The organism is Mesorhizobium monacense, assembly GCF_056781675.1.
Window position 1 is genome coordinate 4,302,873 of the sequence record NZ_CM165567.1, and the last position, 26,133, is coordinate 4,329,005.

1 protein-coding gene is annotated in these 26,133 nt (G+C 63.3%); it reads right to left on the bottom strand.

Going from position 1 to position 26,133, the window contains the following annotated elements; genetic code table 11:
• Positions 1-25,929 (bottom strand): LEPR-XLL domain-containing protein, encoded by a 25,929-nt coding sequence (locus tag AC1RUK_RS20885; protein ID WP_481840093.1) that lies wholly within the window; start codon positions 25,927-25,929, stop codon positions 1-3.
• Between the last annotated feature and the right edge of the window lie 204 nt (positions 25,930-26,133).

Genomic DNA, 26,133 nt, shown 5'->3' on the forward strand with positions numbered 1-26,133 from the left:
TCATCGTACTCCGAACAGACTGGACAGGCGCGACAGCAGACCCTTGCGGTTGCTCCATTCAGCGAGACCATTGAGGTCGTCCGAAGCTGCGACGCCGTCGTCCTGGTCCGCATCAGGCGCTGCATCCTGTGCACCGTCCTGCTGCCGACCCTGCGCGGCAACAAAGGTTCCGCTGGCTTCGTCAAACACCCAGTTGAGCTGGCCACTTGGCTGCAAGCCGGAAGTAGCCCCTGTCAGCACGATATCGCCAGTTTTCGCGCTGGCATCAGTCTCTGAGTCGGAATTCGCCACCGCCGCCGCATCGCCGGAAGCTCTTGCGGTCGATATCGTCGTGACGTCCCCGACCGCTTCAGCCAGGGCAATCCCAGCGCTCCGAAGCAATCCATGCTCCTGCGCGCCGACAAAGACGCCCAGGCCATCATGGAAGAGCTGCGTTTCAGCCACCTGACCAATAGATCCGGCCTCCGGCAGCCGGCGCTCGCCGACGGCCAACTCAGCCGACATCACGCCCGCTTCGTCCTCATCGTGATCGAAGCCCGCCTGATGGCCGATTTCGTGGATCAGCACCGACAGCAGGTCCATCCGTCCATCGGCCGCGCCGCCCGGCAACGCCGTCAGATGGCCAGAGGCATCGAGCTGGAACTCGCTGCTGTCGAGAGGTGACAGGTCAACGAACCAGCCATACCCGGCCGCGTTGCGATCGACCAGCACCGCGCCGAATACCGACTGTGCCAGCGCCGAGCCAGGCAGATCGGCGATCTGCACGTCCAGGCTCGACAGCTTTGCAAGCTGTGCCGCGTCGAGTTGGCCGCTGGCCGACCAGATCGCTATCGCCTGCGCCAGCATCGCCCTGGTCTGATCGATGCCGACCGCCGTTGCCGTGTCTCCCGTCTGGCCAAGCGAAGCGAGTGCCAGCTGATTGGAGCTGGTGCTGAACGCCGAGGCGTTGGTGCGGATCTGCAGCCGGTCGAAGGACGCCCCTGCATTGCCTGTCACCAGGCCGAACTCGCCATCGGCAATGGCTGCATTGAAGCCATAACTGCCGACGAATGCACCGTTGATGGTGATCGAGAGGGCAGCGCCTCGTATGGTCAACTGGACTTCATAGTCCGTCGTTGAACTGAGCGTGCGCACGAAGCTCTGATCAATCGCCGTGCCGCCTCTCGACGTCACGTGTCCAATCAAAACCTTCTGGGCGGCCACATCCAGCGTGACGAACTTGTAGTCGTTGGCGCCGTAGTAATCGAAGACGATGCCACCGGTCCCGGCGGTCTTCAACTTCGCCGTCAGTTCCAGATAGGCGTCCGCCCCGATCGCCGGGCCGACATCCAGCAGGTTGGTGCCGGCGCCGGCCGCTGCGTTCAGCCTACCGCCCGAGAGCGTCCAGCCTTGAGCTGCGGTCTTCGACATCGGATAGGTCGGCGGCGCGTCGAACTCGGCTGCGTAGTCGAGCGTGATCTGTGGCGGCAAGACCTGGACACGGACGTTGTCCACCGTACCCTTCGAGCCGCTGTTGCCGACACCGACGAGGCCCTTGTTCAGCGCCACCGGCTGGCCATCGATGATGCGCGGCGCGAAGGTGTAACTGAACCAATTCACGCCGGCCACGGTCAAAGTCACGGTCGTGCCGTTGACTGCGAGCAGAACATCGTAAGCCTGGTTCGCTTTGAGCTGCACCGGCTTGTTGGACTTGACCAACTGATGCCAGCCGCTGGCGTCGCGGTAGCCCATCTCGATCTGGTCGTTCGAGATATTGATGCCGGCATATTTGAAATCTGTCGGCGAATGATAGTCGAAGATGATGTAGGAGTTGGCTTTCCAGCCGCCCGTCGGCTTATCGGTCGTCAAGGTCGCCGCGATCTCGTAATAGATCGGCGTATAGGCGTCGAGATAGAGAACCGCGGCTGCCTGGTCCCAGGTGCTTGCCGACTGAACAGTGAGCTTGCCGCTGGTGACGGCGAAATTGCCCTCGTCAACCGCCACGACCTTGGCGTTGCCATCGTTGAAGTCAGCCGTGCGCAACACGTCTCGCTTGCCGCCCGGGATGTTGCCCGCCTGGGGATCCGTCGGACCGCCGGTCTGATCCTGCCAGAAGCCATGATCCTTCTGGGTGATCAGGCCAATCTCACCTTCCACGCCGCCCATGAACATATGGACGTTGCTGTAGTTGTCGTCCCCGTTGATGCTGCCAGTGTCAGCGGTGCGGGTGATGTCGACGCCGTCGCTGAATGCCTGTGCATAGAGGAAGTCGAACAGTTGCGGCGGCACCTGGCGGCTTACCGTCGCGATACCGAACGGTGCGAACGGCACCAGGTAGCTGTTGAACTCCCCGACCCAATCGATCAGGCGGTCGCCACCGGTGTTGCCGATCAGGATGTCGAGCCCGGCCCCGCCGAAAACGCGGTCCTCATACATTGGATGCGTCTCTGGCTGGTCATTCAGCCAGTTGTTGGTCGAGAGTACATCGTCGGCGTTCATGAGGTCGTTGCCCCAGCCGCCATAGATGTGGTCGCGGCCGGTACCGCCAACGATCCAGTCATTGCCCAGGTCACCAAAGACCGCATCGTTGCCGTCGGTGTTGCGCTGCGCAAACGCCGTCGGCGTGCCGTTCGGCGCAAAAGCGATCGCACCGTTGACCAGCGGCCCTTCATTATCGACGAGGTTGAGGAAATACTGGCGCGTGATAGGCGGCGCGCCGGTCTTCCATACCGAACCATCGGCGTTGAACATGATTGTCCGGCGCGGATCGTACTCGTCATACAGGAAGAATTCGCCGAGCCGGCTCTGCACCGGCTTCGGTGCGTTCCACGGATCGCTGTCGGGACCAAACTTCAGTACGTCGCCAGGATTCCACGGCCGCGAGAAGTCGGTGCGCACGATGCCCACGACATTGCCCGCTGCATCGAAGCGCTGCGTGTAGGAATCTGGCAGAGCTTCGCCGCCGCCGACCGCATCGTCGCCGGAACCGCTATGGATGAAGTCGTCACCCAGGCCGCCGAAAATGATATCGTCGACGACATTGGCGTCGAACAGCGGATCGTCACCGCCCTGCGCATTCGGCGTCAGATTGTAAGGTGTCAGGTCGACCGCCTTCTTCATCTTGCCGCCGACATTGATCGTCTCGGTCTGCACCTGTCCGGGCGTGTAGATGAACTCGTTGAGCACATCGCCCTGGCTGGTGCGCGTATCCGGATCGGTCGCCAGCAGTGGCAGCACGCCGAACAGGCTTTCGCCGTAGGTCGCGCTGTTGCGGCTGGTGAAGATGCGGCCGTCGTCGCCCAGGATGCCGTCCTCGCCGGTACCACCGGAGATCCAGTCATTGCCCCAGCCGCCGATCAAATCGTCGTTCTCGGCATCGCCGAACATCCGGTCATGGCCGCCGCCGCCATAGGCGGTGTCATCGCCGGTCTCGCCATGGAACTCGTCATGGCCACCGATGTCCTGCTTGGCCCAAATGCCGAACTCGCTGCGATAGGCAGGATCGTTCGGGTTGGTTCTGGAGAACAGGTCCGGACTGAAGTCCGGGCCGCCCGGCGTGTAGTCGAGCAGATGGATGCCGCGCACGACGAGGCGTTCGCCGCCGGCGCGCGCCGGGTCGTTCACGTCGTAGTTGAACTGGACATAGAGCTGTTGCCCGGCCGTGCCGTTCGGATTGATGTCGGTGTGATTGACACCGACGATCCGCACGATGTTGCCGTTGTCGCCGATCATGGAGTCGGCATCGCGAGCAAAGCGCGAATTGGCCAGCGTGCCGTCATTCGGCAAATTGTCGTCATTGCGGTCGATCTCGATGCCGGCGCCGCCGAAAATGTAGTCGTCTCCGTCAGGCCGCGCATTCGGATCAGTGAGGCTGAAGAAGGACGAGGAACCGCCGATCAGATCATCCTGGCCGAGGCCGCCGAATACCTGGTCGTCGCCGCCACCGCCTTCGATGTAGTCCTGGCCGTCAGTCGCCGCCGTGAAGGAGGCGACCACCGTGAGCGGACCGATCGGATCGGTGACGCCGCCGGATGTGCGCGATGCGCCGACATGCGAGGTGCCGGCAAAGGCAAGCTCGATGCCGCCGTCGCCCTGCACCACGTCATGGCCGAGCTGACCGAACAGTTCGTCATGGCCTTCGCTGCCAGCGATGTAGTCGTTGCCGAAGCTGCCGACGCCGACCGTGCCCTCGTCGAAGGCGAAGGTGTGCAGCGCCGCGTAATCGACCGAATACTCGCTCCACCACGGAGCGCCGTCCGGATCGCGATACCGCCGAGCGATACTGTCGACCAGCAGCAGGCCGCTGTTGTCGGCATTGACCGTGCCGAGGTCGGCCGGCATCGGTCGGTCGGTACGGCTGTACATCAACGTTCCGGCCAGCGTCTGGAAGCGCAGGCTGAACGTATCATCCAATAGATTGCCGTCAGCGCCGCCCTGGCGCGACATGTAGACGTTGTCGCCAAAGACGCGATCGTCCTGCTGGTCACCATCGAGCAGATCATGCCCGGCGCCGCCGACGATGACGTCGCGGTCGAGGCCGCCGAACACCACGTCGTCGCCGCCATTCTGCAATTCGGCCGATTTGATGCCGGTGACCAACACCAGCTCGGTCGTCTGGATGCGCTGCTTCAAAACTGACGGCAAGTTCGGATCGTCGACGAACATTTCGATCACACCGTGATCGGCGAAGATGATGTCGTCGAAGTCGCCCAGCACGCCGGTAGCCGCGACCGAACTCGGCCCATAGCCGAGATGCGAAGCGCCGTCGCCGAAGATCACGTCGTCGCCCGCATTCATCAGGTCACGAACCGACGACTTGACCGGCTTGATCGTCGTGCCGTTGGTGTCGGCATCCGGATTGGCCGAAGGCAACGGACTGTTGTCGACCGTATCAATGAACAGCTGGCGCGTGAAGATGTTCACGTTGACGCCGCTATCGCCATAGATGTGATCGGCGCCGCGGTTGCCGATGATCAGGTCGTCGCCGGAACCGCCAGCAAGATGATCGCCAGCCTGGCTGCCGTAGATCGTGTCGTTGCCCGCGCCGCCATAGATCGTCAGGCCGACGCTCGGCAGGTTTGCCGACGGCGTGCCGGCGAACAAGGCGCTGGCGTCGATGATGTCGTTGCCGGCGAACTTGTAGCGATTGGCGAGCGGGAACACCCACTCGTCATCCTCATTCTCGCCGTCCTGCAGTTCCGGGAACGGATCGAACGGCTTCTCGCCGAATTCCATACCCAAAACATTGTGCGCCTGGCCGGAATACCAGATGCCGTCCTGGCTGGTGTCGCCATAGATGACCAGTGGCGAGTTCGGCCCGGCGCCGCCGGTGACGACAATATGGTCGCCGCCGATGCGCGCGCCGCCGTCCAGCGTCACGTCGATACCGGAAACGGTCATCGCAACACCGGCTTTCGGCGTCAGCGCAACGCTCTGCAGCGTCATCACGGTCGCATCGAGCGCCTGGATGGTGAACGTGCCGGCAAATCCGCTCAGTTGCACCTTCTGGCCCACATGGAAGCCATCCGCCAGCCAGTTGCCGCCGCTGCGTGTCAGGCTGTTGGTGGCGATGTCGACGGTCGCCGTCCCGGTGATGATGCGCGGCTCTGCGACGTGTAGTGAACGCTCGGCATAGCTGTTGAACGCGTCGGGCGCGAGCACTGTGCCGGCTGGCTGGCCGGCGCGTGTGTTCGGTGCGCTGAGCACCAGCACACTGCCGTCACCCCATGTCAGCGCGGAGTTGCCCGGCGCCGGCAGCGTTGCGTCGGCGATCGCCAGAATGGTGCGCGTATAGGTTTCGCCCGCAAGCTGGATCACCTGGCCAACCTGATAGCGGTCCTCCGACCAGTCGCGGCCGTCCTGACGGGTGACGATGACCTGTCCACCGGTTCCGGCGGCGATGTTCATCGGACCGGCGCTTTCCATATGCATGTTGCCGCCGCCATGAACGAGCGTCAGCCCGCCATGCTGGCCTTGTACGTAGAAGCTCTTCACCGCGTCGTTTTGCGTCGCGAGCGACGCGCCTTCGAGCGTCAGCGAGAAGCCGTCTTCCGAGATCTCGATGATGCGGAAGTCACGCTTGCCGTTGGCATCGACCATCGTCACCAGATGTCCGGCGAGATAGCCTTCATCGGCCCATTTGACGCCGTCCTGGCGCGTGACGATGCCGCCGGTATAAGTCGGGTCGACATCGACTTCGGCCACCACGGTCTGCAGCACGGCATTGGTCACCGGGTTGATGCGATTGATAGTGCGCGGCGCTTCCGAGACCGGCGCGAGTTGTCCGCCGATGACGTGCATGACCGCGCCGACGATCGCCACGATCTGATACTCGCCCTTGGCAAAGTCCTCGTCGATCGAGATGAAGTCTCCGACCGCAAAGCCGGCCCAGTTGCCGCCGTCGGTGCGCGTAATGATACCGCCCGCCGTCGTGCTGGCCACATCTACCGACGTGTTCGGCGTGATCACATCCTTGTCGAAAGCGGTGATCGTGTACGACCCATCTGCCACACCGGCGAGCGTCGGTCCGCCCAGAACCAGGATCGAGTTGTCATTCGGATCCGCGCCTTCAGCCGGATTGGCCGGATTGATCAGCGCATCATTGATGGCGACGATCGTCCAGATGCCCGGAAGGTTATCGATCTTCACCGTTTGGCCGACGAGGAAGCCCATCGCTTTCCAGTCGAACCCGGCGCGTACGATGGTGCCGCCATTGACGCCAGATGGCGTTACGTCGAACGTGTTCGTCACCTGCACCGGCGGCGCAGGATTGAGCGTGCCCTCGATGACGAGCTTGTCGTTGCCTTCACCGAGCATCAGATTGACCACCTCAATGGTGCTCTTGGTGTCGTCGGTGCCGAAATCGCCGTTCGAGTCGACGCTGATGCGGCCGAAGCTGATGCCGCCTGGGAAGAAGCCGGATTCACCGAAGGTCGGATCGCCGGTCACGCCAAGCCCCAGGCTTAGATCGTCAGCCATGTTGAAACCGGTGAGCGTCGTCTCAGTCAACACACCGTCGACATCTTCCTTGCTGGTGTCGTTGAAGATGTTCAGCACGTCGATCTGCTGCGATTCCGGCGGCTGCTGGCCGATCGCGATCAGGAAGTCGTCGGCTTCGCCGGGCAGCTTGAGGCCGTTCTCGAGCGAACGGTCGGCGCCGGTGACGCCGCCCTCGACAGCCAGCGGTCCGCGCAGCTTGGACAGATAGTGGCCGGAAACCGGGAAGACCTTGACGCCTTCGCGGGTGATCGGCACTTCGTATTCGGTGTCGGCGCGCAGCTCGACCGTCTGCTGCTGGTAGTAGTTGGCCGGCGTGAACACAGCCACGGCCGCGGTCCGAACCACGCGCACGTCGTTCAGCGTGTCGCCGAGATGCGGCAGAATCTGCGCGACATTGGTGCCGGTGATCTGGATCGTGGTGTCCTTGGTATCGTTGTCGCCGCGGATGATCGCGATCTTGAAGTCGCCGATCAGATTGTCGGCCGAGTCGAACAGCCGGATCCACTGCCCCTCGAGGAAACCAAATGCCAGCCAGCCATCGTCCTCGTCGCCAAGTCCGTCGATGGTGATCCGGTAGGTCGGAACACCTTCTTCCATGACCTGCTCGAAGCGGATGTCGCCGGTGTACTCGCCGTCCCGCGCCAGATCGGACAGGATGACGTCGGCCTGCGCGCCTGTTGCGGCGAACAGCTTGTCGACCTTGAAGAACTTTCCGTCCGCATCGATCGAGGTAATGAAATAGTCGCCGCTGTCGGCGCCGGCATTGCCGATGCGTATCTGTTGGCCGACGAAGAAGCCTTCATCGACGAAGCTGCCGAGATCGGCACCAGTGCCACGGATGACCTTGCCCAAGCCACCTTCGTTGGAGAAGACAAGATTGCCGTCGAATATCTGCGTTGGTCTGAGGCCGCCAATGATGTCGTACCCGGAGCCGGGCGTGACCGCGATGCCATTGACACTGATGACATCCGCCAGACCGTCGGTAAGTACGGCGACGCGCACGCTGGTCGACGGCGCTTTGGTCAAGCGGATCGTATAGTCGTCGGTGTCCGATCCATCGCCGTTGAGCAGCGTATTCCCTTCACTCTCCAGCACAACCGCACCGGCGCTGTCATTGTCGATCACGTCGATGTCGACATAGCCTGGACCTGAGCGCAGGTTCGGGAACACGTAGTCGTGGTCGGCGTCGACTGTCAGCGCCTGGTCGAGCTGGAAGAAGATCGCCGCCGTGTGCGGGTCCTCGCGCGGGATGTCGTCGCGCGCTTCGATGCCGACGCGCACCGCATCGTCCCAGTTCCCGCTGTCGAAAGTGATGCGCCAGTAACCGTCGGCACCCTTGAACATGCGACCGTCGAGATCACTCGGATCGTCGACGTCGTAGATCATGATGTTCTCGTCGCTGAATTCGTTGACGAACAGCTTGACGACGATCGTGTCGCCCGCTTCGGGCGCCTTGGCGAGTTGCACCAGAAGTTCGTCATTCAGCCTGGTCGTGGCATTGCCTTCGATGACCAGCGAGCGGCCATCTTCGGTGTTCGTGCCGGGCGCCACTTCGGTGACATAGATTCCAGGCGTGTCGTTGTCACGCAGGTCGACTTCGACGTTGCGCACGTCCGCCGCGTCGAACGGATCGCCGTCCGGATAGGCCGCTGCCAGCAGTGCCGGTGCGACACCGCTGGTATCGGAGATGACGCTGTGCTGAACGACGACCACCCGATCGCCCTCGGCGCGCGTATCGTCGGGCGCGTAGACGTACACGTTCTGCGCCGTGCTCCAGTTGGTGCTGTCGAAGGCCAGCACGATCGAGCGGTCGTTGATGATCGTCGGAACGCCGTTGATCGTAATGACATGCTGGAATTCGCCGTCGGTTCCAACGGCGCCGGGATCCAGCGTCGAAAGCCAGATCGTGTCGCCGATGCCATTCGGCAGCGGTGCCGGATTGATCAGGGTGCCGTCTTCTTCCTGCTGTGGCGAACGTGCCGCCGAGATCGTCACATAGACGATCTGGCCGGCCAGCGGCGCGACCGCTAGCCTGACGGTGTAACTGTCGACATTGCGCGGTCCGCCTTCCCGAACAGCGGTGAAGCCGTCCGTTTCGTCGATGCGGATGATGCCCTCTTCGGGGCCCGCCACGTGATAGTCGAAGCCGTCGACCAAGACGCCATCGTAGAGTGGATCGCCCGAGGTGACGAGGTGGTCAACGGCGCCGGAGGCACCTTCGAGTTCGCGCGTGATGATGTCTTCCGTGACATCGCCCGCGACATTGATCGTGTCGGAACCCAGACCGCCGACAACGCGATAGGCTACGCCGAAAGCCGTCGATTGAACGAAGAATTCGTCGTCGCCTTCAAGTCCGTCAACCTCGACCACTTCGATCGTGGTGTAGCGAACATTGAGGCCGGCACCGAAGATGCCCTTGTCGGTGATGGCGAAATCGTCAGCGAATTCCGTCCCGAGGATGACCAGCTTGTCAAAGCCGGTGCCGCCGTCGACCGAGACCGGCGCGTTGACGTTGTATTGCACTTCGTCCTCGCCGCCGCCGGCGCGGATGTCCGGGGCGCGCGCGACCGAGAAGCCGAGTCCGATGATCGGCTTGGCGACGCCAAAGTCGTCCAGCACGATGACGTCGTCGGTGTAGTCGTCCGGCGTCGAGTCAGCGTCAGCGAAATTGATGACGCCATCGCCATTGGTGTCGAGCGTAACCGCCGGCAGGTCGTCCTGATCGATCGTACCGTCACCGTTCCAGTCCTGGTTGGCGACCGCCGCAATGGCGAACGCGCGGACGATGAACAGGTCGTTGTTGTCGTCGCCCTCGAGCCGCAATTCGGCCTGGTTGGCATAGACCCGGAATTCGTCGTTGCCGGTGCCACCCTGCGCGACCATCGGCGCACTGATGCCGGGGCTCAGCCAGCCGCGGGTCGTGGCCACCATGTCGGGGAACACGTCCTGGTCTAGCAGGGCGCCGCCGAAGAACGGCGTGACGCCGTTTTCCGGATCGCCGGTGCGCTTGGTGCCGAATATCTGGCCGATGTTGAAGGAGTCGTCGCCGGCCCCGCCTTGCAGCGAAACGATCGCCGAGGTGTCGTCGGAGTAGAAATTGTCGTTGCCGCCCTGCCCCTCGATGGTGATCCGGCCATTCAGCGCGGTGTCGTAGTTGATGCGCGCGACTTCGTTCGAGGGCTCATTGTCCTCGATCGTGTCGGCATAGGTCTTCGGCTGTCCGTAGACCATGGCGACGTAGGCCGGACGGTCGGCGGATTCGTGCGGCAGATAGTTGGCGCCGCGCAGCAGGAATATGTCGTCGATCGGCTTGTTGCCGCCGACCAGACCATTCTGCGACGAATCGTACCCGAAGATCGTCAGTTCATCGACACCGTCGATGGAGCGCCCGCTGTCCAGGATGTTGATGACGTAATTGCGCTGGAAGTCGGTGCCTGCAGTGCCCTGCCCCGGATTGTTGGAGCCGAGGGTGTAGATTTCATAGACATCGGTGCCCGACACGCCGTCGAGCGTGAGCGTGTGCTCGGCCCCCGTCTGCATGTTCGGAGAGGTTTGCGTCGCGGTATCCTGGAGGTAGTAGACGCGGAAGCGGTCTTCGCCATCGACGTTGTTCACATCGAGGTCCTGGCTGCCATAGGCGCGCGTCTTCGAGCCGAGGAAGATGTAGCCGGCGCTGCCCTGAGTGTTGGTGCCGCCGGCACCCGACGTGTCGCCGAAGTGGATAGTGTCGACATCCGTGTTGCCGAAGATTCGGGTCAGCACGGTCGGTCCGCTGACCTGGTCCGCTGTCAATGTCGGCGTTGCTGAGCCGACCGGCGCGCCGGTCGTCTTGTTACCTGGCGCCACGGTTGCGTTGGCGATGATGCGGCCACGCAGCACCATCACAGTGCCGAAGGCGACATCCAGATTGACGAGCGCATGGATGACTTCGTCGGTCGCCGACACGTCGCCATAGATGTCGATGCTCTCGGCCGCCAGCGTTTCGCTGTTGGAGTCGAGCGTCACGTTGTCACCGACGCGCAGCAGCACGGAACCCTTTTCGGCGAAGATCTGGCCATGTGTGATCGCACGCAACGCATCGGGCTGGAAGGTCGGGAAGGTCGCGCCGTCTTCGCCGAAGCGGGCGCTGCCGCTATGCAGCAGGTCGAGGTTCTCGCCCTGAACCGAGGTCTCGCGCACCGTGATGCGGATATCGCCATCATAGGCGTGCGCCAGCACCAGTCGCAGATTGCCGGCGGTGCCGCCGGGAACCTCCGGCGCTTCGGCCAGGTAGATGTTGTTGCCGGCTTCAAGTGCGACGTCATCATCGCTCGAACCGCGTGATGAATCGATCTCGAGGTCGTTGGTAAAGGCGCCGATGGAGCCGTTGCCGTTGGCGTCGAGGTCGATGGTCTGCCCCATCACGTCGGCCAAGTCGTCGCCGGCGCCGTTGTTGCGTGAATCCAGGATCGAGCCTGCAACGGTCCTTAGCGACACATCACGGATCGTGTGGACGGTATGAACATGCATGTCGCCGACGACTTCGTCGAGGAAGATGCCGAACGTCGAATCCGCGCTGATGTCGAAGGCGCGCAGCACACCAAGCCCGCCGACGCCATTGCGGTTGTCAACGTTGATCTCGAGGAAATTGCTCGGTTCACCAATGCCGCCCAAGGGCGAATTGATGTCAAGCAATGTCGGGTTGAGCACCTGAGCGGCCACCTGGAAATGGGTCGGATTAAACAGGCCCACGCCAGCGGCCATGGTGATGTTGCGGCCGGAGACATCGGCCTCGACCAAGGTCGGGTCGCCGTTGTCATCGCGCGCATCAAGGATGCGCCGCGGTGAATACAGCAGCACATCGGAGGCGTTGGAGCGAATGCGCTCGACGCGCATGTCACCGGTCTTTTCCGTCAGCGCGATGTACCCATTGGTCAACACGTCGATGTCGCCATCGCCGGCGATCTCGGTGATGCCAAGTACGTTGACGGTGGTCGCCGTCGGCGCGGGATTGGCTGCCGCGACGATGATGTCGCCGCCGGTAACGACCGAGCCTGCCTGCAGCCCGGGCAGCGTGCGCAGGCCGGTTGCTGGGTCGAGGCCCCGGAAATCATAGGTCGACGCGACTTCCGTGTTGCCGGTGGCGAAGACGCCACGGCTCAGCGACGGGATAGCGCCCGCATCCGGCCGGAAGAAATTGTAGTAGGTCTGCCCGCCTGCAGGCAATGCTGGCGCCTTGACCAGCAGGCCGCCGGACTGACCGTCGCCGAACTGTTCAATGCTGGCTTGCAGCAGTACGTCCGCCGTATTGCCGGCCTTGATCCGGTCGATCTCGACGACGTAGAAGCCGCCGGCAGGCGCCTCGCGCAGCAGCGCCTTGAGGTCGAGGTTGATGTTGCCGAGCGCGTCGGCGGTGAAGGTTTCAGCCGAAATCAGGCTGTGCAGATCGGTCAGCGCGCCCGCCGGCGCCAGATCGATGGCCGTGCCGGCCAGAGCGTTTGCCAACGTGGTCGCCAACTTGACGCTCTGCCCATCGGGCGAAGCGATGATGTAGTAGTAGCCGCCGTCGGTGAGCCCGCCGATGGTCGTAGTCACTGCATCGTAGCGCACCAACTGACCGGTATAGAAACGGTTCTCGACTCCGAGGAATACCTGGTTTGTCAAGCCAGCGACACGGCCGGTGTCGAAGCCTATACCGAGCGGCAGGCCGGCGCTGTCGACGATGTCGATGTTCACTCGCGCGCCGGTCGCGCCGATGTTTTCGTCGGCGCGAATGTTCAGGATGTGCGTCCGAATCATCGACTGGCGGCCATCACTGCCCGTGACGCCGCGATCGTTGGTGGCGAACACCGATCCGTCCGTGTTGACGATCGACGTCGTGCCGATCGGGTTCTCGATCGTGCCATTGATGTAGATATCGGAGCGGCCACCGGTGTCGGTGATCTCGATCAGCGTCGGCGCGACTTCGCGCACCACGTTAAAGGTCAGTGTCACACTCTGCGACGGATTGAGCCATGCCAGCGGCTGCTCGTCGGTGACGACATCGATGTTGTTGATAATGATGTCCTTGTCGGACTCGTTGCGGATCGACACGCGCTGCAACGTATCGCGGAACGTCCAGGTGCCGCCTGCGCCGGTCATCGAGTTCGAGTCGAACACCACGTCGCCGGGACCCGGATTGACGATGTCGTTGACGACAATGTCGTTGCTTTGGATCGTGCTGCCTTCGCCTTCGGTCGCACTGCCGCCGCCTGCGGTGTCGTTGACCGACACTTCGACCGCGACATCGATCTCGCCGTCGGCGCCGATGACCAGTTGCTTGATGACCAGTTCGGGTGAGCGGCCGGAAAGGATCAGCACGTCGGAATTGAAATTGATCGATTGCGGCCTGTCGTCCGGACTGCTGCCGCTCGATCCGCCGGCGGCGAGCGAGCGCTTGCTGTCATCGGCGTGATCTGTCTGCGAGATCGAGCCGTTCACGGTCGAGGCAAACAAGGCCAGGTGCTCGGCCGAGCTTCCAGGCTCCTGCGGATAATCCGGATGTCCGAGCACGGCATCGCTATTGTCGCGCGGACCGGCTGTCACCAATGCGCCTGCCGCACCGAAAATCTCGGACGAGACGTCGGTGTCGTTGTGCGCGTCGGAATCGACGAAGCCGAACAGGCCCGTCGACCGGGCATAGGATTTCGCATGCGTGTCGACGTTGTCGTAGCGGGTGATGAGGTCAACGCCTTCCCAGCCCGTCAGGTCGGCGCCTGCGTTGATTCGTACCTGGGCATCCGGCCGTGCCGTGATCGTGCTTTCCGCCTCGCCTTCGCCATAGAATCCGGCGCCGCGCCCGTCGCTGCCGGAGAAGACATGGAACTTGTCGACCCGCGCCGCAAGCGAGGTGCGCCGCGCGCTGAGCACGGCGTTGGCCGCCAGCGAGACGATCGCGTCGGCCTGGTCGGCGTCGGGATCGGCGTCCGGGGAGCCAATATTGACATGCGTGATGGCGTCGCCGTCACCGCCGAAGCCGATGCCGGAGGCGGTCGATTTCGCCGTCACATCGACAGATGCATTCGCCGTCGCCTTGGCCAACTGACCGGCCAGAACGATGGCGTTGGAGCCGATTGTCGAAACCGTATTGTATTCGATGCGCACGTCGGTGACCGGGTCGGCCAGGCCGACCGCACCGCCGGCGCTCGACTGCGAAGAGGCACTGGTAATGGCATTGCTTGCCGAGGCAAGCGTGAAGTTCTTGCCCGCTACAATGCGCGTGCCATCACTGATCGTCGCCGCGCTCGTGATGTCCTGATAGCTGCGTGCGTCGGCGTCGCCGATGGCGACGAAGCCGCCGGTGCCATTGACCGCGTAGGAGGAGGTATTGGTCGTCGCCGATGTGCTGACAGTGACGTCGCCCACGGTCGTGATCTGGGTCGCGGAAATCGTCGCCGAGACGCTCGGATTGCTGATGATGTCAGCGTCGTTGATCTGCACGCCGACGAAGCCGCCGCCGGACCCCTTGGCGTACGCGGAGGATACCCCGTCGCCCGATTGCGGTGCGATTTCGCTGAGCGGAACCTCGCCCGGACCGAACAGGAACTGGCCCGGCGCCGCCGACGTCGCGCCGTCGCCGATGTCGATGCGTAACTGCTGCTCGCTGTCGACATCGTCGGAGATGTCGATCGCGAGTGCCGCAAGGCTGTGATTGCCGTAGGGCCCGGCCAGGCCCGTCGGTGCCAGGATGATCTGGCTGCCGCCGCTCGGCGCATCCCAAAGTTCGAAGCTGTTGTCGCCAGCGCCGCTGACGCCGCGCACATAATAGGTCTTGCCGTCTTCGAGCCCACCGATCGGCAGATTCTTGGCATTGACGAGCGAATGCGTATCACTGGCGCCGACATTGAGCGCCGGATCGGCGCTGAGGCCCTTGTTCGGGGCCAGCGCGATGATCGGCTGATCGAAGGTCTTGGTCTGCGTGCCTGCGGTGACGGTGTTCGCCTGAAGAAGGAACAGCGTACTGCCGGAAACGCTGGTGATCGTGAACGTGCCGGAATTAGCGCCACCGCCGCCGATGAACAGCGTGCCGGCGGCAAAGCCGTTGTCGGCCCAGTTGAGGCCGTCAGTGCGGATGATACGGTCGCCAGCGGCATTGCGAACGAACTGCACCTCCTCGGTAATCGCGTCGTTGCGCTTGAGCTGGATCGTCGAGGAGTTGACGACATGCACACGATAGGTCTGGCCGTCGACCAGGCCGCCGATCGCCAGACCGGTTCCTCCGCTCGCATTCTTGACGTCATAGACAACGTGCTCGCCCTCGCCGAAGCCGTGCGCCAGCGCGTTTCCGTCATCGTCGAAGAAGCGGATGTTGTCGGCGTTGCCATCGGCGATTGGCGAGCCGTCGGGATTGAGGCTGTTCGAATTGACATCCACCTGGCGACTGACGAAGGTGCGCGCGTCCGGCGCCTCGTAGGTCACCGCGGTCCCGTTGACGAAGCCATGCCCGGAGATGGTGATGCTGCTGCCCGCGACATCGTCCGGCTGGAAATTCTTGAGGTAGTTCTGTGGGTTGACCGCCTTGTCGAAGGTGCTCACCAGCTTGATGTGCGACCCGTCGATGACCAGCACATAGTAGAGGTTGCCCTCGGTCAGCCCAAAGCTGTCGACTGTTTCGTCCGGTCCCGGATAGTAGCGGACGGCATCGCCGCTCAGGAAATTATGGCCACCCGCGAACTCGATGATCTCGGTGTCTGGATCGATGTCGGCGGCGTTGAAGACGGAGCCGAAATAGAGCGTGTTCGGATCTGTTACGCCTGCATTGACGACATTGATCACACTGTACTGACGGTTCACAGCCGAATCGTCCGGATCCGGCCAGTTGAGGCCCGGAATGATGGCGCCGCCGCTTCCGGCATCATATTCGACCGTATCGCCGGTCACCAATCCATGCCCGTTCACGGTGATTGTGTTGGCGGTGCCGTCGACATCGACGATCTCGTAGGTCGGTTGCGTGCCGGGGATCGGCGACGCGGAGGCTTCGACCAGGATATCGCCGGTCGCATTGATCACCACGCCCGCGCCGATCGAGCTCGCAACCGTCGGGCTGACATGGGTTGTCGCATCCGAAGCGCCGGCCCCGAAAATGCCGCCTATCGAAACGCCGACAACCTTGGCATCGCCCTCGGTTTGCGCCTGTGCCTTCAGCCGCACATTGCGCGCCGACTGGATCGAGGTGTTGTTGCCGATCGAGGCACTGACCGATGATGGGCTGGCTTTTGCGACTGCGCTGTTGATCGTCAGTGCGCCGAGAACGCCGCCGCCGGCCGCTTCAGCCACGGCGAGCGCGCCATTGACAGCGAGGGCTTCGACCTTGATGTCGGTGACCGAGACGATGTTGGCGTTCATCGCGGCGTTGCTCTGGCCATTGGCCTCGGCTTCAGCCACGGAAGCACCGACCGCCGCCGCGCCGAACGAATTCGCTTCGGAATTGGCGACGGCATAATTGCGAATGCGCGACTTGATGTCGATGTCACCGACGATGGTGAATGCGCCGCCGGCGCCGATCGTGGTGTTGGCAACCGCATTGGACCTCGCGGTCGGCACCGAGCCCTGGCCGCTGAACAAGCCGCCGCCGGAGGCTTCCGCATAGGCCTTCGCCCCGCGGTCGGTCGCCGTCTCGCCATCGTAATTGTGCGACGACAGCATGACGATGCCGCCGGCGTTGATCGTCGAATTGCCCCCGATCAATGCGGCCACCGTCGGGACGACATTGACTGTCGTCAGGCTGGTGCCGGCCGCCAGCGCGCCGACCGAAAGCGCGAATATGTCGCCGGTCGCATCGTGCAGCGTCCACGCCTCGACCGTGAGGAGGCCGGTCGCGTTGATATTGGCGCCGCCGCCGACCGATGCCTCTACGTTCGGCTGAACATCGACGAAAGCGAAATTGAAGGTCAGCGCGCCGAGGCCCGCAGCCAGCGCGAAAGTGTCGGAATCCGCGTTGATTGTCGAATCCGCATGGACCGTGATGGCTCCGACGGCATCGGTCTGCCCGATCTGACTGCCCGCGCCGATCGTGGCCAGGACTTCCTTGGTGTTGTCGTCGTCATCGCCGATGGTGACGTCGCTGTAGGACGCGCCAACGGCCACCGCGCCGGCTTGTATGCCGGTCGTCAGCACGTCAAACGTCTGGTTGCTGGTCGCCGAGACCGTGAGGCTGGCCGCGTCGTTGACCACTGTGTTGTCGAGCAAGCCGGCCTGTATGCGGCTGGTATCGTTGACCACCGCGACCGATGCACCGAGGCCGACGAAGCCGGCCTGCAAGGCGACGGTCGTGACATCGACATCCTGGCCGAAATGGCTTTCAACGCGGATGGCGTTGCCAGCCTTGAGGCTTCCGCCGGCCTTCGCTCTCACCTGCCCCGACACATTGACGACGGAAATCGAGGCGCCCAGGCCAACAAGACCGGCGCCCAGGCTGCCGACCAGCATGTCGACTTCCATCTGTTCACGCGCGTTCACGACGATGTCGTGACCAGCCTCGACCGTCGCACCGCCTTCGACAGAGGCGGTGGTGCCGCGCTCGTCGGTGACGGCGGCGGTCAGCTTGTTGGTCAGGGCGCCGGAGGTCAGCGCGTTGGCGCCGACCTTGTCGCGGGCGCCTTCAACACCGGCCTTGACCCGTGTGTCAGCCGAATTGTTGTTGGCGCCGCTGCCGAAGCGGCTCAATTCCCCGGTGACGCCTTCGACGCCGTCGTCGGCCTGTTCGCCGGCCTCGTCATTGGCGGTCTTGGGGCTTCCGTCGTCCTTCGTCGCGTTGCCGCTGCCACCCTGGTTGTCCTGGTAGGAGTCGCTGAACGCCTCGCCGATCGACCAGACTGACACGGACGCGCCGAGCCCGCCGACGCCGATGCCGCCGCTGAAGGCGAACCCACGCAGAACCTTGATTGCAACCGCGTTGACCGAGACGTCGCCGCGCGCCCGCACCATGGCGTTGGCGTTGATCGCGGCAACCGAGTCGTTCTTGATGCTGCCGAAGTCGATGCCGCCGGCCAGACCGATGAAACCGGCGCCGAGAGCGCCCGCAAAGGACGTGACCCGGACCTCGTTCGCCGCGTTGACATAGACGCCCTGCGCGCCCGACACCGTGCCTGGATGAGCGACGTAATTTGCAGCGACCTGATTGATGTCGGCGCCGACCCCGATCAGCGCCTTGGTGTCCGAATTGAGCAGCGTCACGGTGACGGAGCCAGCCAGACCGACATAAAGGCCGCCCGCACCGGCGACCGTGACGTTGGTGACCTCTTCCGACGATTCAGCCTGCACAATGACGCCATGCGCCTCGGCCGTGCCGAAGCCGCTCGGATCGCCACCGCCGACGATCGTGCCGGTAAGCACGCCGCCGATGCCGGCGCCGTTGCCGGACGCGTCGATGCTGGCATTGTCGCCGATCGTCGCTTCGGTGAGCTTATCGACTGTGACGACCGCGACCGATCCGGCGGCGCCGCCGCCAGACAGTCCGATGGCGACCGCACCCGCGACAACCACCACCTCGGAATCGTCCTTGGCCATGACGGCGACGTCGCCGCCGGCGACAATCGTCGCGTTGGCGCCGACGCGGGCATAGGTCTCGGTGTCGAACGACAGCACCGAAACGCCGCCCGCCAGGCTGACCGTGCCGCTGAAGGCAAGGCCGGCCGAGACGACGATGACCTTTTCCTTGGACGTGGCGATCACCGCAACGTCGTTGTTCGCCTTCACATCCGCGCCGTCATTGATCGTCGCGAAAGCGTCGACCTTGATCACCGACACGTCGACGCCGGGCGCGCCCGCGCCCGAACCGCCGAAGGCCGCACCGGCCCCGACACCGACATGGTTGAAGTCGCTCGCCGCAGCAACCAGGACGGACTGCCCTGCATTTCCGGGGCCGGCCATGTCCTGGTTGATCTGCGCATCGGCTCCGATGAACGCTTTGGTTTTGGTATCGACGACGTTGACCGCCGCACCAACAGCCACGCCGACCGAACCGCCACCGCCGACGGAGATTGCAAAAGTCTCGACATCATCCTTCGCCGAGGCCGAGACAGCTACGCCACGGAAGCCGGTGTCGACCGCCGCGGTCGCGACCCGGTTCTGGGTCAGCCCCGGATCCTGCTGAACGTCGTCACCACCCTCCTGGTCGAGGTCCTTGAACTGGGTGAGGCCTGACGGCGTACCGGCCTCCAGGCTGCTCGCGGTCGGCTGGTTGCCGCCCTGCGACTCGAAGCTCGACATCGCCTGGCTGCCCGCATAGGCGACTTCGTAGCGGCCGGTTCTCGCCGCGACCGTGCCGTGGCCCTCGCCGGTGACGTGTGCGCCCGCGCCGATGAAGGCATCCGTCACCTTGTCGACAACCGCAACGCCGGCCGCGACGCCGACGCCGGCGCTGCCGCCAATCGCCACGCCGCCAACGATCAGGTCCATCTCGGTCTCGTCGAGTGCCTGGACGAGCACGCTGCCGCGTGCCCGCACATCTGTCAGGTCGCCGATCGGCGCCAGCGGGTCCGATCCGATGAAGGCGCGGGTCTTCAGGTTCAGCACGAAGACGTCGGCCGTCAGCGTGACGCCCGCGCCGCTCGACGCGCCCGCGGCCACAGAGAACGAACCGATGTCCTCGTTGCCGGTTGCTTCGACCGTCACATTGCCGTCGACGTCGATGTCGGCGCCCGCCTCGATCGATGCAGTCGTTGTCTTTGTCAGCGTCGACACATTGACGCCGGCGCCAACGCCGGCATTGCCGGCGGAAACCGCGAGCGAGCCCGCGACTGTCAGGATATCGGATTCGTCGCTTGCAAAGACCGAGACGCCGGGATCGTTGGCGAGCGTCTGGCCGGAAACCTTGCTGTTTGCGCCGATGCGAGCCGTCGTTGTCTCCGTCAGAACCGTCACGGCGACCGAACCGGCGACCGCCGCCTGCGCGGAAGCCGCGCCGGCGGCTGCGATGATCAGCACCTCATCGGTGGAAATCGCCGATACGGAGAGGCCGTTTGCGCCACCGGTGACCACATCGGCGTGGCCATAGAGCTCCGCCTTCACGTCGTCGAGATGGACAAACACCGTTCCGGAAACGCCGATGCCGGCGCTTTGACCGAACGCCGCCGCGCCGGCCAGCAGGAACACGTCCGCATCGCCGGTCGCCGTCACGGAGACATCTCCGCCGGCGCCCAGATGCGATTTGTTCAATGCGCTGCCGGCCTCGACGAAGGCCTGCGTGGATGTGTCGAGATAAAGCACGCCGACCGACGCCGCGACGCCGGCCGAGCCGCCGGCGCTGCCGCCGAACGTCGCCGCGATCGATGTGATGTCGTCGAAGGAGTCGGCGTTGATGACGATGTTGCCGGCGGACGTATCCAGATCCGCGCCATCGCCCGTCCAGGCACTGGTGTTGCGCGTGATCACCTGCACGTCGAGGCCGATGCCGACGCCGGCATTGCCGTTCAGCGTCAGGCCGATGCCGCCCGCCCCGCTGACCACGGTCAGCAGGTCCGTCGCCTCGATCTTGATGCCGGTTCCGGCCTCGAGGTCGGAGTTGTCGTTCACCGAGGCGTGCGTCTCCATGAAGATCACGTTGACGCTGGACGAACCGCCGACGGCAAAGCCGCCGGACGCGCCGGCGATGCCGGCGGCGAAGCTAGTGACGGCCAGCGAGCCGATGACCGGCAGGTTTTCCGAGATCGGCAGCAGTTCGGCATGCGAGGTGATGTTGATCGCGCCCTGCGCTTCGGCGTCGAGATTGATGCCGGTCTGCGCCTTGGTGTTGAGATCGTTGACGATGTTGACGGTGACCGCGATGCCCACGCCGCCACCGCCGCTGCCGGTGCTCAAAGCCGCACCGCCGGCCAGGTTCTGCATTTCATTGAGACTGACGGCGCCGATCTCGATGTTGCCGGTGTTGGCGTCGAGATCGACATTGTCGCCGACCGATGCCAGCGTGTTGACATCGAGATAGTTGACGCCAACCGAGCCGCCGATCGCAGTGTTCTTGGACACCGCGCCGGAGAGGGCGCGCGCCTGGAACGTGTTCTTCTGCCCATTGCCGGTCGCGGCGCGGACCTCGATCGATCCGGCGGTCAGATCGGCGCCTGCACCGATCATCGCATTGTTGTCCAGGAGCACGATGTTGAGGCCGACCGCCGCGGCAACGCCGGTATTGGAACTGGTGTTCGTGGAAGTTGCTGTGGCCAAAGCCCGCGCGTCGGTCGTGCTGATCGCCTCAACCTTCATCGCGCCAGTGCCAGAGATCGTCACATTGCTGGCGATCTGCGCCTGGTTGTCCGCATCGAGGAAGTTGACGGCGATCGTGGCAGCCACATTGGTGCCACCGGAGCCGTTGCCGCCCTGCGTACCCTTGCCGGTCTGCGTATTGCTGTTGCCATCGGCCTGGCCAAGGCTGCTGCCGCCGCTCTGCGTCGGCGTCTTGGTGCCGCCGCTCTGGTTCTTGGCCATCTCGGTCTGGTTGGTCGTCTCCTGATCGGAGCTGGCACTATCCGTTGTGCCATCAGACTTCTTCGTGGATTGGCCCTTCGAGCTCGCCTTGGACTCTGCCTTGGTGTCGAGTGTGGAGGTCGCGGTAATCGTCACCGTGCCGACATTCTGGAAATCACGGCCGAGGAAAGCGTCGTTGGTGACTTCGCCGATGTTCAGCGCAATCGACGCGCCAACACCAACGCTGCTGCCGGCAGCTTCGCCATCGGCAAGCGTGTGAACCGTACCGGTGTGTGACGCTTGCGCGGCCAAATTGCCCGTCAGCGTGATCGTTGCGCCGCCGCCGGTGCCGATGTGCGCATCCGTATCGTTGTCGACATAGGCGACAGCGATCGCGCCGCCGATGCCGGTAGCGCCCTGCGCGCCGGCCTTGGCCGTCGTCGTCAGCGTGTCATTGGATGTCGCGGTAACCGTGAAATTGCCGGTCGTCCCGCTAACCGTCTCACCGTTCTCGACGCCAGCAAAAGTGCTGTTCAAGCCGATGCCGAGCGCGATCGATGCGCCGACGCCGACGCTGCCCGAGCCGCTTCCGGCCCCGGAGGAGGTCGCCGTCGTTGTGGTTACGGTCGTATTGATCGCCGTGAGCAGAACATTGCCGCCGGTCAACGTAACCGTTGCGGCGCCACCTGCCGGCTGATCGGCATGGTCGAGACCAATCACGCCAAGCGTGTCGGTATCGGCGAAGCTCAGCGCGAACGAGCCGGCCACGCCGATGTCGCCGCCGCTGGCACCGGAGGTCGACTCGGCGCCAAAACGATGCGTCACGTCACCGCCGACGTTCTTCATCTTCGCTTCGGCCTTCACCCCGTCGGCCGTAATGATGCTGCCCGCCCCGATCGACGCCTCGTTGCGCATCGTCGCGATATTGATCGCCACAGCGACACCGACAGCTGTGCCGCTGTCGCTCGTCTTTGCGGTGCCATCGGCTTCCGCCGTCGCGTCCATGTTGTTGGACGACTGCAAATTGAGTTCACCGACGCCAGCGCCCTCACCGGCAATAACCGTGCGCCCGTCATTGATCGACGCCACCGCCAATGACGATGAGACGTTGAGAGCAAGCGCTGCTGCTACGCTGACATCGCCGCCGCCACCTCCACCTGAACTGTTGGCCGATTTGCTGACGCCGTCGCCATCATTCGACTTGCTGTTCGCCAGATCGACTTCCTTGTCCCGTTGATCGTCGGCCTTGCTGTTGCCATCTTCGTTTTCCTCGGCGCCAGCGGCGCTCGCAATCGACTCCGCTTTGCTGGAACCGTCATTGGCGGCCGACAGATTGATCGATCCGTTCGAACGAAGATTGCGGTTCGATGTCGAGAACGCACGGTTGTCTACGAAGGCAAGCGCAATCGCCGCGCCGATCGCCGTCGAGCCGATGGCATCCCCATCGGCCAGCGTCGTGCTCACGCCGTGATTGCTGGCGCTGGCCGACAAATTGCCGGTTATGTCGAGCTCGCTGCCGGAGCCGATGGACAACTCCGTGTTGTTGTCGATGACGTCAATCGCCACCGCACCGCCGATACCGACATCGCCGCCTTCCGCACCCGCTTCCGCCGTGGTCGAAGCGGTATGGTTGCCGGTCGCAGTCATGGTGATAGCGTCGCCGGCAACGATGGTCGCGTTATTGCGGATCGACGCCGAGGTGGAATTGTCGACGATGGTCAGGGCGACCGAACCACCGATGCCGAGTTCGCCGGCGGCGCCGCTCGCGTCGTCAGGAACCGCATCGGTCTCGACGTTGGTGGTGGAGTTGGCGGTGAGCGACAGATCCGCGCCATTCAGATTGATCGAGGCGCTTGCCGCAACGTCGGCGGAAGCCTCGGTGGTGACGATATTGATGGCTAGCGAACCGGCGACCTGCGTCTTGGAGCCTTCGCCGGCGCCAGAGGTTGCCTGGGCGATGAAGCTGTCGCCGGCCGCAATCGTGGCGCTCAATGACACCGCATTCGCCGACAGCGACGAGGTGCCGCCGAGATAGCTGCGCGTCGTAACGTCGGCGATGCTCAGCGCCACTGCAACGCCGATGCCGGTTGCACCCTCGGCGGAAGAGTTCGTGTTGGTGCCGTCTGCCGTCGCCGTCACGTGGTCCGTCGATTGCGCGGTCAGCGTGATCGCGCCAGCGGATGTGAGGGTCGAGGCCTGAACGAAGGCTTCGGTCGTCGGCCGATAATCAGACACCGTCACCGCGCCGGCAAAGGTGATATCGCCGCCGCTGGTTGTCGCCTTGTCGGACGTATTGCCGTCCTTATTGGCGTCCTCCAGACGCTCCTCGGATTCGTTGTCACCGCCTGCACTTTGGTCCGATCCGCCTGCCGTCGACTTGGCAATCGTCGTAATGTTGCTCGTCAGTGTTGCGCCGAGCGCGATCGAATTCGGCGTATTGCCTGCATTTGCGCCAATCGTCGAGCCGCCGGAGACATTGGCGCGGGTCGTCGCGTTGACTTCCGAAACCGCAACGCTGGCGCCCTTCCCGCCGCTGCCGCCATCGGCCTCGGTGGTCATCGTCAAATTGCTGGTCGCAGTCAGCGACACCGCGCCCGAGACACTGAGCACGCTGCCGGCGAGCACTTCAGTGATCGCGTCGCTGACCAGAACGGTGACGGAAACCGCTGCATCCTTCTTTTCATCGTTGTCGGAACCGGCATCGGACTCGTCCTTAGCAGTCAGCGTGACGGTTACGGTGCTCGACGCCGACAGGCTGGCTGCGGTCACATCGGTGCTGCTGAACTTGACCCGTGCTTCGGGCAAGATCGTCGCGATGACACCCGCGAGCGGCCCAACCTCGGCAGTCTCAGCTTCGACATTGGCGGTCGCGGTTGCAGTGAATTGGGCTGCCCCCGTCACGATGACTGTGGCGCCGGTCAGGTCGATGATCGCCTCCGGGGTCGCGAAATACGCGCCACCCGTGATTTTTCCATCGTCCGACGCCGCTGCTGTCAGGGTCACCGAACTGGCATTCATGGTGCTGGAAACGCTGATCTTCTCGGCATTGACGGTAACTGCGCCGGCAGTCAGCGTCCCGGAGATCGTCACCTCGTCCTTGCCGTCCTGGCCGTTGACGAAGAGCGCGGTCGAACCGAGGTTCACCGCATTGATGGTCAAGGTATCCTTTGAAAAAATCGGAATGCCCAGATCATCGCCGAGATTGATGGTCAGGCTGGTGCTGGGTTTGTTGAAAGTGATCGACTCGAATGTCGGAATGAGGGAATCCGACGACAGCGTCAGCGTCGCGCCATTATCAGTCAGAGTCGCTTCATCGTCGGCATTGCTGGTTGTGATGACCCGGTCCGCAACGACACTATTGTCGATGATCGGTTCGAGCCCGTCATAGCGGAGCACGACACCGTCACGCGTGATTGTGCCCGACGTCTGCCCGGTAGCTACGTACTTCACCGAGACGAAGGTGCCACCGTCGAGAACCATGCTGTCGAAGCCGGCATCGCCGCCAGCCATGACGCCGCTCAACCTTCCGGCCGCACCAACAAAAAAGGTGTCCTCGTTGCCAGCGGAACCGATCAGGTTCTCGACCGTAACGAAGGACACCCCAGCAACATGACCCGAACCGTCGCCAGTAAGATGCCAGTCGGTGTCCTGCGGTGGCCCGACCACGGCGTCGCTGCCGGCGCCGCCACTCAGCACGACCCTGCCAGCCAGAGCGGGGTCAATCTCGCGCAGCACAAAGCTGTCGTCGCCCGCGCCCGCGTCAACGGTCAACGAGACCGCCGGAACTGCAAACCTGTAGGCGATCAGATTGTTAAATGTTCCAGCGTCAAGCACCGCCAGATCGTCATTGGAACCATCTGAACTTCCGATGCGGATTACCCGTGTCTGCCCGGAACTGTCGGCATAAATGCGCTGGCTGGCCGCTGTATCATCCTCGACCGCGCCGACGCTCTCCAGGCCAATGCTATGGGTCAACGCTCCAGCCTGCGCGGTAATGCTCCCCGACTGGCCGCTGTCGGTCGCGAGCCGCACGGCGTCGAAGCTGCCGCCGGTCATAGCCAGCGTGTCGTTGCCGGCACCACCGTCGAAGCGCACGTCGAGCGCCGCCAGGAAGTTTTCGCCGAAGTCGATGGTAAGCTTGTCGTCGGCAGCGGTGCCGCGCACCACGATATAGTCGACCTGCTGCACGTTGCGCTGGTCGATCAGCGTATCCGACTTGTTGTCATAGATTTGGATCGCCTGGATCAGATTGTCATAGCGCAGCGAATAGTCGGCCCCGGCCAGGTCGTTCATGTCGACTGCGAAAGGCAGGACGTCGGCCGACAACAGATAACGCGCCTCAAGTGCCTCAAGCGCCAGGTTCGGCAGATCTGATGTCTTGGTGGGCCGTCGGGCTCGCCCCGGTGAGCGCCTCAGGAGCGAACTCGCCAACCAACGACCAAATACGCCAGGGACTGGCGTCCCTTCTTTGCTGGCTAATATGAATCTCTTCTGGGATGATTCAAAAAATGCTGGCCTCGACAAAATGTTCATTTTGCCCCCCCGAAATATGACCGCAAGATTTATGATAGAAAGCTAACGTACATCCGAAAATTCTTTAACGCAAGGCGATGCATACACCGCGATATGTCTATATTTGTGTAAAATTTGTGACAATATAGAATATTTATGTATATTTAGATCTCGTATGTGCTTATCTATGGATAGATGTTAGGTATTGCACGTATTATGCTCAAT

Excerpts from the sequence above, each read along its gene's own strand:
- AC1RUK_RS20885 (WP_481840093.1), bottom strand. The coding sequence starts at position 25,929 with ATGAACATTTTGTCGAGGCCAGCATTTTTTGAATCATCCCAGAAGAGA.